This is a genomic window from Actinoplanes sp. URMC 104 (assembly GCF_051386375.1).
In the GTDB taxonomy this organism is placed as follows: Bacteria; Actinomycetota; Actinomycetes; order Mycobacteriales; family Micromonosporaceae; genus Actinoplanes.
The window spans coordinates 289,933-303,817 of sequence record NZ_JBPQTO010000011.1; the positions used below are offsets into that span (position 1 = coordinate 289,933).

13 protein-coding genes are annotated in these 13,885 nt (G+C 74.1%); 8 read left to right on the top strand and 5 right to left on the bottom strand.

Annotated features, from left to right (window positions below):
* Positions 1-46 precede the first annotated feature (46 nt).
* Positions 47-490, bottom strand: a complete 444-nt coding sequence (locus ACSNN8_RS27155) for a hypothetical protein (RefSeq protein WP_436652404.1) — start codon at positions 488-490, stop codon at positions 47-49.
* A gap of 52 nt (positions 491-542) precedes the next feature.
* Here ACSNN8_RS27155 and ACSNN8_RS27160 point away from each other — a divergent pair, with 52 nt between their 5' ends.
* Both ACSNN8_RS27160 and ACSNN8_RS27165 read left to right on the top strand, forming a co-directional pair.
* The gene (locus ACSNN8_RS27160; protein WP_436652405.1) at positions 543-1,319 is read left to right on the top strand and encodes a phosphotransferase; all 777 of its coding nucleotides are present in this window, start codon (positions 543-545) and stop codon (positions 1,317-1,319) included.
* A 35-nt stretch (positions 1,320-1,354) separates the two neighbouring features.
* Positions 1,355-1,519: a hypothetical protein gene (locus ACSNN8_RS27165; protein ID WP_436652407.1), complete on the top strand. Its 165-nt coding sequence runs from the start codon at positions 1,355-1,357 to the stop codon at positions 1,517-1,519.
* Positions 1,520-1,561: 42 nt separating this feature from the next.
* On the opposite strand, the gene ACSNN8_RS27170 is transcribed toward ACSNN8_RS27165, so the two are convergent.
* Positions 1,562-3,718, bottom strand: a complete 2,157-nt coding sequence (locus ACSNN8_RS27170) for a beta-glucosidase family protein (protein ID WP_436652409.1) — start codon at positions 3,716-3,718, stop codon at positions 1,562-1,564.
* 143 nt (positions 3,719-3,861) lie between these two features.
* Here ACSNN8_RS27170 and ACSNN8_RS27175 point away from each other — a divergent pair, with 143 nt between their 5' ends.
* The 4 genes from ACSNN8_RS27175 (at position 3,862) to ACSNN8_RS27190 (ending at position 7,685) form a co-directional block, all read left to right on the top strand.
* Entirely contained in the window at positions 3,862-5,040 is a 1,179-nt protein-coding gene (locus ACSNN8_RS27175; protein WP_436652411.1) for a zinc-dependent alcohol dehydrogenase, read from the top strand.
* A gap of 76 nt (positions 5,041-5,116) precedes the next feature.
* Positions 5,117-5,503 carry a DUF6394 family protein gene (locus ACSNN8_RS27180; protein WP_436652413.1) on the top strand — a complete coding sequence of 129 codons (387 nt, stop codon included), beginning with the start codon at positions 5,117-5,119 and terminating at the stop codon, positions 5,501-5,503.
* Positions 5,504-5,550: 47 nt separating this feature from the next.
* Complete coding sequence (locus ACSNN8_RS27185; RefSeq protein ID WP_436652415.1) at positions 5,551-7,296, top strand: potassium channel family protein; 1,746 nt, start codon at positions 5,551-5,553, stop codon at positions 7,294-7,296.
* A 149-nt stretch (positions 7,297-7,445) separates the two neighbouring features.
* Positions 7,446-7,685: a hypothetical protein gene (locus ACSNN8_RS27190; RefSeq protein WP_436652416.1), complete on the top strand. Its 240-nt coding sequence runs from the start codon at positions 7,446-7,448 to the stop codon at positions 7,683-7,685.
* Positions 7,686-7,733: 48 nt separating this feature from the next.
* On the opposite strand, the gene ACSNN8_RS27195 is transcribed toward ACSNN8_RS27190, so the two are convergent.
* Complete coding sequence (locus tag ACSNN8_RS27195) at positions 7,734-8,390, bottom strand: response regulator (RefSeq protein ID WP_436652417.1); 657 nt, start codon at positions 8,388-8,390, stop codon at positions 7,734-7,736.
* The gene (locus tag ACSNN8_RS27200; RefSeq protein WP_436652418.1) at positions 8,381-10,105 is read right to left on the bottom strand and encodes a sensor histidine kinase; all 1,725 of its coding nucleotides are present in this window, start codon (positions 10,103-10,105) and stop codon (positions 8,381-8,383) included. The genes ACSNN8_RS27195 and ACSNN8_RS27200 overlap by 10 nt, the downstream gene beginning before the upstream one ends.
* A gap of 72 nt (positions 10,106-10,177) precedes the next feature.
* Between ACSNN8_RS27200 and ACSNN8_RS27205 the strand changes: the two genes are divergently transcribed.
* Entirely contained in the window at positions 10,178-10,981 is an 804-nt protein-coding gene (locus ACSNN8_RS27205) for a CPBP family intramembrane glutamic endopeptidase (protein ID WP_436652420.1), read from the top strand.
* Positions 10,982-11,049: 68 nt separating this feature from the next.
* Positions 11,050-11,682: a DedA family protein gene (locus ACSNN8_RS27210; protein WP_436652422.1), complete on the top strand. Its 633-nt coding sequence runs from the start codon at positions 11,050-11,052 to the stop codon at positions 11,680-11,682.
* Positions 11,683-12,870: 1,188 nt separating this feature from the next.
* Here ACSNN8_RS27210 and ACSNN8_RS27215 read toward each other — a convergent pair.
* Positions 12,871-13,866 (bottom strand): EamA family transporter, encoded by a 996-nt coding sequence (locus ACSNN8_RS27215; RefSeq protein WP_436652424.1) that lies wholly within the window; start codon positions 13,864-13,866, stop codon positions 12,871-12,873.
* Between the last annotated feature and the right edge of the window lie 19 nt (positions 13,867-13,885).

A 13,885-nucleotide genomic window follows, 5' to 3' on the forward strand; every position in this document is an offset into this window, starting at 1 on the left:
CGCGGAGGGCGGGCACCGCGCCGATCCCGTCCGGCCCGCTCTCCGCTCATCCCCCGGGAGGCGGCCACGGGTGCGCGGGATGCAGGATCGGCCTCAGGGCGAGCAGCGCCTCGCGCATCAGCTCGGCGCCTCTCCCCCGTTCCCCGGTCAGGGCCTCGACCGCGGCGTCCCGCTCCTGGGCATAGAGCAGGAACACGTCGTCGATGGCGGTGTGGATCCAGTGCGCGTGGTTGTCGTCGGCCTCGCCCAGAGCCTGCGCCACGATCACCGTTCCCAGCGCGTCGTGCCGGCGGAGCAGGGCCTCGGCCGTCCTCCAGGTGACGTACGTGTCCCGGCCGTCGAGCACCAGCCGGTGCAGCGCCACCCGGGCCGCCGGCATCTCGGCGAAGGCGGCGAGCGCCCGCCCCGCATCGGCCCGGTCCCGGTGGTCGTCGCCGGTCGCCAGCTCCACGAGAGCCGCCACGACCGCCTGCCGCGCAGCGTCGTCCATGGCCCGATTCTCCCTTGCCGGGGCGGCCGGAGGTGCGGATAGCCTCGCAGGCATGGCCGAGCAGGAGATGTTGCAGGAGAAGCCGCACCGCAACGTGGTCCGGGTGGGAGACACCGTGCGGCGGCCTCTGCAGCCGTGGTCGGCCTCGGTGCACGAGCTGCTGCGGCACCTGGAGAGCATCGGGTTCCCGTACGCGCCCCGGTTCCTCGGCATCGACGACGAGGGGCGCGAGGTGCTCACCTACCTCGAGGGCGACTCGGGCGCGGACGGCTGGGCCCGGGTGGTCGACGAGGACGGGCTCGTGGCGATGGCCCGCCTGCTGCGGTGCTACCACGACGCGGTGCGGGGGTTCCGGCCGGCGGCCGAGGCGGGGTGGGCGGGCACCACGAGGGACGGCGAGCTGATCCGCCACGGGGACTTCGGGCCGTGGAACCTGGTCTGGCGCGGGTCGCAGCCGGTGGGCATCCTCGACTGGGACTACGCGTGGCCGGGGCGGCCGGTGGAGGACGTCGCGTACGCGCTGGAGTACGTGGCGCCGTTCCGCGACGACGCGATGTGCCTGCGGTGGCTGGCCTATCCGCGGCCGCCCGACCGCCGCCGGCGGATGGAGCTGTTCGCCGGGGCGTACGGCCTGGAGTCGGTGGCGGGGCTGGTCGACGAGGTGATCGCCGAGCAGGAGGCGGTCTGGCGGCGGGCCCGCCGGCTCGCCGGGCAGGGCCTGCAGCCGCAGGCCGAGTGGCAGCGGACGGGGTTGCTCGACGAGACCGCCGACCGGATCCGGTGGAGCCGCGACCACCGTCACCTTTTCGAGCCGGGCCCCGCGGGGTAGAGGCGTAGCCACCACGAGACCACGGAGGATGCGCGATGTCGGACGTGAACGAGAACGACCAGACCCTCGAGGAGATCGCCAAGGAGCGGATGGAGGAGCTGCCCGGCGAGACGGCTCTCGGCCACCGGGACCCGGCCGCGGGCGGCGAGGGCGAGCCGGAGGACTTCCACGGCAACAGCGACGTGCCGCTGCCCGAGTGACCGTGAGCGGGGGCCGCCGCGCGGCGGCCCCCGCGGCGGGCCTCAGAGGCGGAACGCGGCCCGCAGCCCGGATTTCGACGAGCCGCCCACCTGGATCCCGTACGTGCCCCTGGCGGTCTTCCAGGCGCCGTCGAAGTACTGGAGCAGGTGCAGGTCCCGCAGGTCGGCGCGCGACAGCGTGAGATCGACCGTGCGGCTCTGCCCGGGGGCGAGCGTGACGCGGGAGAAGGCGACCAGCCGTTTCGGCGGCTCACCGGTCGACGGGGGCAGGCTCGCGTACGCCTGAGCCACCTCGGTGCCCGTGCGCCGGCCCGTGTTGGTCAGCCGCACCGAGATCCGGACGTCGCCGCGGGCCGGGACGACGCGCAGGTCCGAGTACCGGAACGTGGTGTACGACAGCCCGTGCCCGAAGGCGAACAGCGGATCGATGCCCTCGCTGTCGTACCAGCGGTAGCCCACCCGCAGACCCTCCGAATAGGACACCTGCCGGATCCCGTCCACCGGCACGCCCGGGTACTGCTCGGGGCTGCCCGCGGTGGGCGTGTCGGCGAGCGACTTCGGGAACGTCAGGGGCAGCTTGCCCGACGGGTTGGCGTCGCCGAACAGCAGCGCCGCGACCGCCGGGCCCATCTGCTCGCCGGCGTACCAGGTCTCGAGCACGGCGGGCACCCGGTCGAGCCAGGGCATCTCCACCGCGCTTCCGGTCTGCAGGACCACGACCGTACGCGGGTTGGCCGCGGCGACGGCCGAGACCAGCGCGTCGCCGTTGCCCTGCAGGCGCAGGTCGGTCAGGTCGGCGAACTCCCCCATCCGGACGTACGCGAAGACCACCGCCACGTCCGCCTTCGCTGCAGCCGCAGCCGCGGCGGCCACGTCGCTGCCGTTGTCGAAGCTCACGGTCGCGCCGTCGCGGGCGGCCCGCGCGCGGATGCCCTCCTCGGGCGACACGAGGTCCTCGCACTGCAGCGTCTGCGGGCTGCCGAAGCGCCACGGCAGGCTGCACACCGACGAGGCGCTGATCCCGCCGGTGGGCGTACGGGACGCGGTTGCCCCGATGACCGCGATCTCGTCGCCGCTGCGCGGGTTCAGCGGCAGCAGGCCGTCGTTCTTGAGCAGCACGGAGCCCTGCTCCGCCGTCGTGCGCGCGACCGCCTTGTGCGCCGGCGTCGACGCGTCCGCGACCGGCGTGGCCGGCAGCGGGTGGTCGAAGAGGCCACCGCGGAGGTACGACCGGACGACCCGGAACGCCGCGTCGTCGATCTGCCGCTGCGTGATCTGCCCGGCCGCGAGCGCCGCGTCGAGGCGGGCCGGGGTGAACCAGATCGGCCGGTTGAGCTCCTGATCGAGCCCGTTCACCAGGCTGGGCGCGGTGGAGTGCACCGAGCCGAAGTCGCTCATCACGTAGCCGTCGAAGCCGATGTCGCCCTTGAGCACCTGGTTCAGCCGCGGGTTCTCGCAGGCGTACACGTGGTTGACCTGGTTGTAGGAGCACATGACGCTTCCCGGGTCGCCGCGCTCGACGGCGATCTCGAACGGCAGGTCGTAGATCTCGCGGAGCGTGCGCTCGCCGGCGTTCGAGGAGCTGGTCTGCCGGTCGAGCTCCTGCTCGTTGGCGACGTAGTGCTTGAGGGTGGCCAGCACCGGCCTGCTCTGGATGCCGCGCGTGCCCGCGGCGGCGAGCACGCCGGTGAGCAGCGGGTCCTCGCCGAGGTATTCCGGCGTGCGGCCGGAGAGGGGCGTACGCCCACTGGCCAGGCCCGGCGCGAGCAGCACGTTCTTGCCCTTGCCGAACGCCTCGGCCGCCTGCGCCGCGCCTTTCACGTACGCCAGGGGCTCGTTGAACGTCGCCGCGGTGGCGATCGTGGCCGGGAACGCGGTGACGCCCGGCGTGAACCGCACCCCGTCGGGCCCGTCGGAGTAGACGACCGTCGGGGTGCACGGGACCTGGGCGGGGTAGACGACCCCGTCGGCCCACTCGGTCTGCTGCGGGCTGTTGGCGGGCTGCTCGACCAGCCAGCGGTACTTCTGGTGCGGCGTGCTCGCGGCCAGCAGCGCCCGGGCCCGTTGCTCCGGCGACCTGCGGGTGTCCATCCACGGATACGCCGAGCAGTCCGCCGCCGCGGCCGGCGACGCGGGCGTGACCGCGATCGCGAGCGGCGCCAGCAGAGCCAGGACGGCCGCCTTGTTGATACGTTTCATCCAGCGCTCCCACTGTTGCTGTGATGTTTCGTCCGTGGTGCACATCCTCCGGAAGCAGTGATGACCGTCGCTAGGACGAGGTGGACGCGCTGTAGCACGATCCGCACCTTGCGCAGCGACCGTCGCCGATCGACAGTCGGGGGATGCGAGCCGTCCTCGCCGATCTGTCGGTGCCGCGCTACCTGCTGACCGCCGCCACCCGCCGCCCCGGCCTGCTGCTGTCGCTGCGCGACGACCTGCCGGCGCCGGCCCTGCCCCGCGCGCCGGGGTGGGTGCGGCTGCACCCCGAGCTGTCCGGCATCTGCGGCAGCGACGTGGCCGTGGCCCACGCCAAGTCGTCGCCGGTGCTGAGCGCCTTCTACCCCGCCCGCCGCCAGATCCCCGGCCACGAGGTCGTCGCCGTCACCGACGCCGGCGAGCGGGTCGTCGTCGACCCCGTCGTGTCCTGCGTCCATCGCGGGTTCCCGCCGTGCCGCTCGTGCCGCGACGGCCTCCCCTATGTCTGCGAGCGGTTCGACCAGCCCGGCGCCGCCGGGTGCCACGGCCCCGGCATCGGCTTCGACGCCGCGCTGGGCGGCGGCTGGGGCGAGCAGCTCGTCGCCCACGAGACCCAGCTGCACCGCGTCGGCGCGCTGTCCGCCCACCGCGCCGTGCTGGCCGAGCCCGCCTCCATCGCCCTGCACGCGGCCCTGCAGTGGCGCCGCCGCGGCGACCGCGCCGTGGTCATCGGTCCCGGCACCATCGGCCTGCTGGTGATGGCCGCCCTGCGCCGCCTGCACCCCGACCTGGACATCACCGCCGTCGGCCCGGGTTCGCTCGCCGCCGCGGCCGGGGCGGACCGCACGCTGCCCGCAGGTCCCCGGGTCGTCGAGACGCTGGCCGAGCTGCACGGCGGCCGGGTCGTGCGCCCGCGCCTGTCCCGGCCGCTGCTCGAGCAGGGTGTCGACGTGGTGGTCGACTGCGTGGGCCGGCCTTCCACGCTGGACCTCGCCCTGCACCTGCTGCGCCCCACCGGCATGCTCGTCCTGGTCGGCGCCGCCGGCCGTCAGCGCGCCGACTGGTCGCTGGTCTGGAGCCGCCAGCTCACCGTCCAGGGCACCGTCAACTCCGGTCCCGAGCCGTCGCTGGGCGGGCGCCCCACGATGGCGCAGGCGGTCGAGTGGCTCTCCGACCCCTCGTATCCGGTGGACGCCCTCGTCACCCACGTGTTCGACCTCGCCGACTGGCGGGCCGCCCTGTCCACCGCCGCCGCGGGCCCGCGCGCCTCGGCCGTCAAGGTGACGCTGCGGCCCAACGCCCGCCGGGAGCCGGGAGCCGGTTGAAGCGGGAGAGACAGGGGAAAGGAGGGCCCGGAGCGGCAACGCTGCACTACCGTGAGGCCTGAGGTGGGGACGACGCATGAGTCTGGAAAAGGTGATCTTCGGCTTCTTCGTGCTGCTGGCCGCGACCCTCAACTTCGGGTTCTTCATCGGCGACATCGATGATCCGGTGCTGCACAACGAGTACGAGCTGTTCGCCGCGGTGGTGGTCAACCTGATCGCCACGGTGCTGAAGTTCGGCGACCGCACGCAGATCGGGGCGGTGCACCTGGCCACCAGCCTGGTGGCCGACCTGCAATTGATCGCGGCCACGCTGGCCTGGGTCTACGCGACCCAGATCTCCTCCGCGGGCATGACCCCCGAGGCGACCGCCAGCGTGGTGTCGCTCTCCGGCGGCGCGCTGCTGGCCAACCTGGTCTCGGTGTCGCTGCTGGTGATCGAGACCACGACGTTCCACCGGCGATGAGCCCGCGCGGACGCCGGCACGGCGGCGGCCCCCGGCGGCGGACCCACATGGCGCGGCCCACCGAGGGCTCGCCCACCGTCTTCCTGGTGCTGCGCCGCATGCGCGCGCCGCTGATCGTGCTGATCCTGATCTTCGCGATCAGCGTCTTCGGCCTCACGCTGATCCCGGGCCGCGACGACGGCGGCAACCCGGTGCACATGGGGTTCTTCGACGCGTTCTACTTCATGAGCTACACCGCCACGACCATCGGGTACGGCGAGATCCCGCACCCGTTCACCGGCGCGCAGCGACTCTGGGTCACCGCGACCATCTACCTCACCGTGATCGGATGGGCGTACGCCATCGGCGCGCTGCTGGCCACGCTGCGCGACCGCGCGTTCCGCGAGGCGCTCGCGCACCGCCGCTTCACCCGTACGGTGCGGCGGCTGCGCGAGCCGTTCCTGCTGGTCGTCGGGTACGGCCAGACCGGCCAGCTGCTCGGCCGGGCCCTCGACGCGCTCGGCCGCCGGCTGGTCGTGGTCGACGCCACGCCCGAGCACGTCGACACCCTCGACATCGACCCCTACTACGCCGACATCCCCGGGCTGGTCGCCAACGGCGCGAACCCGCACACGCTGGGCATCGCCGGGCTCGAGCACCCGGCCTGCGAGGGCGTCGTGGCGCTGACCGACGACGACGAGGTCAACCTGACCGTGGCGATGACCGCCGCCCTGGTCCGCCCGGGGCTGCCGGTGCTCGCCCGGACGGTGTCGCCCGCGATCGAGCACCGGATGCGGGCCTTCGGCTCCCCCACGGTCATCAACCCGTTCGACCGGTACGGCGATCACCTGCGGCTGGCCCTGCACGCGCCGTCGGCGTACCTGCTGCAGTCCTGGCTGATCGGCGGCGAGGACGCGCCGATGCCCGAGCCGGGACGCCCGCCGAGGTCGGGGCGCTGGGTGATCAGCGGGTACGGCCGGTTCGGGCAGAAGCTCGCCGAGGACCTGCGCACCGAGGGCATCGACGTGACGGTCATCGACCCGCGGCCGGACGAGGCGCCGGGGCTGACGTTCATCGAGGGGGACGCGTCCGAGCCGTCCGTGCTGGCAGAGGCCGACCTGGCCGGGGCCGCGGGCTTCGTGGCCGGCACCGACAACGACGCGACGAATCTGTCGCTGGTGGCGGCGGCCCGCAAGGCGAACCCGTCGCTGTTCGTCGGCGCCCGCCAGAACCGCCCGGCGACCGCCCCGCTGTTCGCGGCCATGGAGATCGACTGGCTGCTGGTGCCAAGCGAGATGGCGGCCCGCGAGATCTACGCCCGGCTGAGCACGCCGCTGCTGTGGCGCTTCCTGCAGGAGATGCCGGGCCGCGGCGACGAGTGGGCCGCGGAGACCCTCGACCGCATGCGCGCGCACTGCGGGATGCGGCTGGGCGCCCTCTGGAAGGTCACGCTGACCGCGAAGGAGACGCCGGGGCTGGAGCCGTGGCTCGCCGGCGGCGCGCGGCTCGGCGACCTCCTGCGCAACCCCCGAGACCGCGACGTCCACCTCGACGCCGTGCCGCTGATGCTGGTGCGCGACGGCGAGACCGTGCTCGGCCCCGCCGAGGACACGACGCTCGCGGCCGGGGACCAGCTGTTGCTGGTGGGCCGGTCGGGTGCCCGGCGGGCGCTGCTCGAGACGCTCACCAACCGCGTGGTGGCCGAGTACGTGCTCGCCGGACGTACCGTTCCGTCCGGCTGGGTGTGGCAGCGCGTGACTGGGCGAACACCCAGTTCCCCCGAAACGCCGGTGCGTTCGTCGGACGATACATAAGACAATCGGACATACATCCCTCATGCAAGCGCACTTGCACGTGCAGATGCCCTTGTGCGTGTGCGACGGTCGGCGCAGGATGGACGCCAGCGTTCCGGACAGGAGCGCGTTCGATCGCGGCCGACGGCCGCCCGGCCCCGCGAGGTGAGATGACCATCGACGACAGACCCGCGGGCACCATTTGGACCTTCGCCGAGGAGGACTACCGCTACGGCATCGGCCCGCTGCGCATCCGGATCAGCCGGGTGCTGGCGGGCGCGCCGCTGCAGCAGGACGGCGATGTCTGGTACGAGGTGGAGGGTGTCGAAGTGAGCGACCAGGGGCAGGTGATCGGTCCTCGGCGGGCCACCATCCGAGCCTCCCGGCTGCCCACCGTCCGCCGCGGCTGACCCTTGCGCGCGTCCACCCCGGCCTCCCCGACGGTCGGGGCGGGCGCGTCACCGGCCGTCGCCGGGCCGCAGATAGAGCAGCACGGCCAGCACGCGGCGTGACTCGGCGCCGGTCGCGGGCAGGCCCAGCTTGCCGAAGATGCTCGACACGTACTTCTCCACGGCCCGCAGCGTCAGCACCAGGCGATCGGCGATGCCCTGGTTGGAGTGACCGCTCGCCATCAGCTCGAGGACCTCGCGCTCGCGCGGGGTCAGCACCGCCAGCGGGTCGTCCGGCCGGTGCCGCGCCACCAGCGACGACACGATCACCGGGTCGACCGCGGCGCCCCCGGCGGCGACCCGGCGTACGGCGTCGACGAACTCCGCGACGTCGCCGATGCGGTCCTTGAGCAGGTAGCCCGCCCCGGACGCCGACCCGGCGAACAGCGTCATGGCCAGCGCCGGCTCGACGTGCTGGGAGAGCACGAGCACGGCCGTACGCGGATGGGCCGTGCGGATCTGCACCGCGGCCCGCAGCCCCTCGTCGGTGTGCGTGGGCGGCATCCGGATGTCGACCACCGCCACCTCCGGCGCGAGCGCGGCCACCGCCCGCAGCAGCGAGACCGCGTCGCCGCAGCGGGCCACCACCTCGAAGCCCGCGTCGGTCAGCAGGCCGGCCAGCCCCTCGCGCAGCAGCACGCTGTCCTCGGCGATCGCTACCCGCACGGCAGCTCCGCCCGCAGCCGCGTGCCGCCGCCCGCCGGGCTCCACACCCGCAGCGTTCCGCCGAGCGCCTCCACCCGGTCGGCCAGCCCGCGCAGCCCGCTGCCCTGCTCGGTGTCCGCGCCGCCCACCCCGTCGTCCTCGACCTGCACCATCAGCGCCTCCCCCGCCCTGCGCACCGACACCGTGGCGCCGGTCGCCCGCGCGTGCCGCCCCACGTTCGTCAGGCTCTCGCAGACCACGTAGTACGCCGCCACCTCGATCGCCTCCGGCAGCCGCCCGTCGATGCCGATCTCGAGCCGGACGGGCACCGGCGCGCGGGCGGCCACCGACTCCAGCGCCACCGCGAGCCCGTGCCCGCTCAGCACCGCCGGATAGAGCCCGTGGGCGAGGTCGCGCAGCTCGCCCAGCGACGTGGCGACCTCGGCGCGGGCCTCGGCGACCGCCTGCCGGGCGGACGGGTCGGCGCCGAGGCGGTTCTCCAGCAGGCTCAGCCGCAGCGACAGCCCGACCAGCCGCTGCTGGGCGCCGTCGTGCAGGTCGCGCTCGAGGCGGCGGCGCTCGCGGCGGCCGGCCTCCAGCACCCGCGCGCGCGAACCGCGTACCTCCGCAAGACCCGCCTTGAGCTCCGCGCGCAACCGCCCGTTGTCGAGCACCATCTCGACCGCCGCCGCGACCGCGTCGAGCAGGTCGGGCTCCGCGGCGACGTCGGGATGGTGGGCGATCGCGGCGACCGGCTGCCCGTCGCGCCGGATCACCCGCGCCGGCTCGGGCAGCGTCCGCGGCCGGCCGTCGTGGTCGACCCAGGTGCGGTACTGCGGCAGCCAGTAGAGCAGCGACGCGGTCGGGTCGCGCAGGGCCCGCGACAGCGCGGGCGTCAGGTCGTCGGGCTCCGAGCGCAGCGCCACCACCAGCTCGCCGACGGAGGCCCGGGCCAGCCGCACGTCGAGCAGCCCGGCCAGGAACGCGACCGGCGCCAGCCCGAGCACCACGAGCGTCACCCGCTGCACCGCCGTGAAGCCCGGGACGGCGAGCATGCCCATCACCAGCAGCACGGCGAGCGAGACGAGACCGAGCGCGAACGAGCCCACCAGCCAGCGCACCGAGCGCCGCAGCGGGCCGGCCCGCAGGCGCACGGCCAGCAGCCCGACCCCGGCGAGCAGCAGCGCGCTCAGCGACAGCAGCTCGACCGCGTGCACCACGTTGGCGGCGAGCGGCCGGTCGGCGACGGCGAGCAGGTTGTCCGGCCCGAACGCGCCCAGCGCCATCGCCGTCAGCTGCAGACCGATCGAGACCGCGTACGCCGTGACTACCAGCACGCGCGGCCACCCGCTCAGCCGTCCGCTGGGGAACGCCAGGAAGACGTGCAGGAACAGGGCGACGACCAGCAGGTCGACCGCCTGCCCGACGGTGAACAGCAGCGGGTGCGGCGACCAGGCCAGGTTGGACAGCGCGGCGCCGAAGCCGACCAGCACCAGCAGCCGCCCGAACGCGCTGCCCGGCCGGCGCGTCCAGGCGATCAGGCCGCAGACGACGTACGCCAGCAGGATCCAGACGAACAGCAGAGCCGGCGCGAGCCGCCCGGCCGGGCGGGCGAGAGCGATCGACATCGCCGCCGCGGCCGGCGCTGCCAGCGCCAGGGCGGTCCGCAGCGTACGGCTCGGAGCTCGCAGCCCGTCGATGACAGCAGGATAGGCGTGCCGGCCGCCGGTGAACATGCCAGAAAACCGCCCTGTGGACGGCGGGCGGGCACCATGTCGGCGTGCGCCCGGTGCGACGACCGTGAGGGCATGACCACACTCACCGCAGTCATCCGCCGCCACCCCCTCGTCACGTTCTTCGTCCTGGCCTACGTCATCGGCTGGTCGCCGTGGCCGTTCGGCATTCCCGGCACCGCCATGCTGCCGGTCGCGCCGCTGGTCGCCGCGCTGATCGTCGCCGCCGTCACCGGCACGCTCCGCGACCTCGGCAGCCGCATGATCCGCTGGCGGGTGCCGTGGTACTGCTACGTCGCCGCCGTCGGCCTGCCGCTCGCCGTCATCCTCGGCACGGCCGCGATCCACGGCGGCGCGTCCTGGTCGGGCGTCGTCTGGACCGACGTCGCGCTGTTGTTCGCGCTGCGCTGGGTCAACCCGATGGACGGCCCGCTCGGCGAGGAGCCCGGCTGGCGCGGGTTCGCCCTGCCCCGCCTCGACGCCCTCCACTCGCCGCTCGCCTCCGCCGCCGTGCTCGGCGTGCTGGCCGCCGTCTGGCACGTCCCGCTCGTCGTCTCCGGACAGGGCAACGAGGTCGGCTGGATCGGCATCCCCACCACGTTCGTCATCACGTTCGTGTACTGCTGGCTGTTCCGCCGCTCGGACGGCAGCGTGCTGCTGACCATGCTGCTCCACATCGTGCAGGGCACCATCGTCTCGGAGACCCTCGGGTACGCGGGCGACGACCTCAGGGCCATGCTGACGCTCGGCCTCGTCGCGTGGACCGTGATCGCCCTCGCGTTGATCCTGCTCGATCGCCCGGCGTGGCGCTCCCGGCCGCTCGACGCGCCGGCCCCCGCCGGCCGCACCGAGCTGACGACCCCGATCGTGCAGCCCTGAGCGCTCTCAGGGTGATCTCCGGGTCGTGCCCGGAGGCCTCGTGGGCGCGGGACCGGCAGGCTGATCCCGTGCCCACCGATGTGATGAACGCCGCGACCGCCTTCGTCGACTGGCTGTCCACCCTCGACTCGTGGACGGTCCTGCTCTTCACGTTCCTGTCCTCCGCCGTCGAGATGACGTTCCTGGCCGGCCTGCTCGTGCCCGGCGAGTCGGTGGTCATGCTGGCCGGCTCGCTGCCGTCCGGCCCCGCCGGTTTCGCGGCCGTGCTCGCGGTCGGCACCGCCGGGGCGCTGGCCGGCCAGATCTGCGGGTACGCCGTAGGGCGCGCCTTCGGCCCCCGCCTGCGCGGCACCCGCCTGGGCCGCCGCATCGGCGCCGAACGCTTCGACCGCGCCGAGTCCTACCTGCGCGAGCGCGGCGCCCCGGCCCTGGTGGCCGTCCGCTTCGTCGCCGTCGTCCACGCCGTCGTCCCGATCGTGGCCGGCGTGGTCCGCATGCCCTTCGGCCGTTTCGTGCTGTGGTCGGGCCTCGGGACGGCCCTGTGGGTAGGCGCCTTCGCCGGCGTCGGCCTGATCACCGCGGGCGCCGATGCCACCGGCGGTCTCGGCCTGGTGCTGACCGCCGTCGGAGCCACCTGCCTCGGTGTCGTGCCTTTCGTGGCCCGCCGCCTGCGCCGGCCGGCCGCGGTCTGCGCCTCTTAGGGGTGACCGCTCACCGCCGGCCACCGCCGCGCCCCGCCGCCACGCCTCACCGCCGACCGCTGCCGACGCCTCACCGCCAGCCACCGCCGCCACGCCTCACCGCCAGCCACCGCCGCGCCTCACCGCTAGCCACCGCCGCGCCTCACCGCCCAGCCACCGCCGCGCCTCACCGCCCAGCCGCCGTCGAGCCCCACCGCCCAGCCGCCGTCGAGCCCCACCGCCGACCGCCGCCACGCCTCACCGCTAGCCACCGTCGAGCCCCACCGCCCAGCCGCCGTCGAGCCCCACCGCCCAGCCGCCGCCGAGCCCCACCGCCCGGCCGCCGCCGCGTCAGCCGCCCAGCCGCCGCCGCGTCAGCCGCCGCGACGCGGCCCCCACCACGGGCCGCCCCGACAGCGAACACAACACGGCAATTCGCGACATACAGCCTGGCACCAACATGTCGCGCCCACGCCCGCCCGCCGGTGCAGCGCACCGCCGTACCACAAGAGCGCAGCCATGCCGGGTGGCTCACATCGCACCCCGTGGCCTGTGGACAACCGACCCTTCGCCCTTGACATGGCGTAGCGTGACCACCGCTTTCCCGGGTGGGTGGGGGAGGCGGTGGCCCACCGAGTGATCTTCACTCGACGTGATGGCTGCAGCGTGGTGCAGGGCAAGGACAGCCCGCACGATTGCGGTGCGCGACGTGGGCAACAGCGTGCTCGGGCTGGAACGTCCGGACTTAAGGGTTCGATCGCTCGGTCGCCCCGGCGCGGCAAACTACATCAACCGGCGTGACCGTCTTAGCCGTAAGCGGCGCCGCGTGAATAAGGTCCGCACGATGTCCCGGAGCGCGCTGGTCCGCGTATCAACGGTGGGCCCGTCAACCCGTCGGCGGCCTGCCCTCCAGCACCCGAGCGCGCCGCCTCTCGTACTCCCCGGCGCGGAGGGCGCCCAGCCCCACATAGCGGCCCCGATCATCGCAACTGAAACCGCCCGCGAAACTGGCGACCGCCCCCTAGATCCCGACCCAGGTGACAAGCACCGGCTCGGAGATCACGCCAGGATGGCCGTGCCAGAGGCGATCGCGCAGGGGCTCGGCATCTCCCGCACCGACCATCGTGACGTCGGGACCGCCCTCCGTGGGGCCGAGGTACTCCATGAAGAGCCCAGCGCGCAGCCGGGAGATCTCCAGAACGCAAAGCATCAACTCGCCGGGATCATCGCGGGCCGGTTCTCGTCGCCCGGCGTGGCGGACGGTTCCCCGGCGACCTGCGCGTCGGGGCCGGCCGCCACGGCGGGCTGCTCCGACGGAATGGCGGCGATCCCGGCCAGGATGAGCGCCCCGCCGACGATCTGGAGCAAGGTCAGCGACTCCCCCACGACCAGCCACGCGAAGATCGACGCGAACACGACCTCGAGCAGCCCCAGGAACGACGCGAGCCGTGACCCCAGCCGGGAGGAGCCGGCGATCCCGGTGGCGTACGCGATGGCCGTCCCGGCGATGGCGACCACGCCCAGCGGCACCCACCAGGGCACGTCGCTGCCCAGCATCGTGACCGAGCCGCCGGTCGCCGCGAACGGGATCACGCCGGTCAGCCCGACGACGCCCAGCACGGCGCCGCCCAGCAGCAGCCCGGCGCCGGCCAGCGCCACGGGCGGCAGGCCGTCGGAGGGGCGCGCGGCCACGACGAAGTAGACGGCGCAGCCGATGGCGGCGGCGAAGGCGAGGGTCAGGCCGAGCGGGTCGACGGCCTGCAGGGCGCCGGGGCCGATCACGAGCACGAGGCCGCCGACGGCGAGCACCGAGCCGATCAGCACGGCGGGGCGGGGCAGCTTGCGGGTGGTGGCCCACGTCCACAGCACGAGCAGCAGCGGGGCCAGGTATTCGACGAGCAGCGCGGTGGAGACCGGGATGCGTGAGATCGCGGCGTAGTACGTCAGCTGGGTGAAGGCGACGGCGATCACGCCCATGCCGAGCACGCGCCGGCGGCCGCGCCACAGGGCGGACCAGCGGCCGCGCAACGCGTAGATCACGAAGGGCAGCAGCACCAGCCCGGCGGACGAGGCGCGTACGGTGACTGCGGCGGCCGGCGACCAGCCTGCCTCCAGCAGCGGCTTGATGAACGCGCCGGAGGTGCCGAACGACACCGCGGACATGACCATGGCGGCCAGCCCGACGTGCTGGGTGGAGAACCGCATCGCTGCCTCCAGACGTACG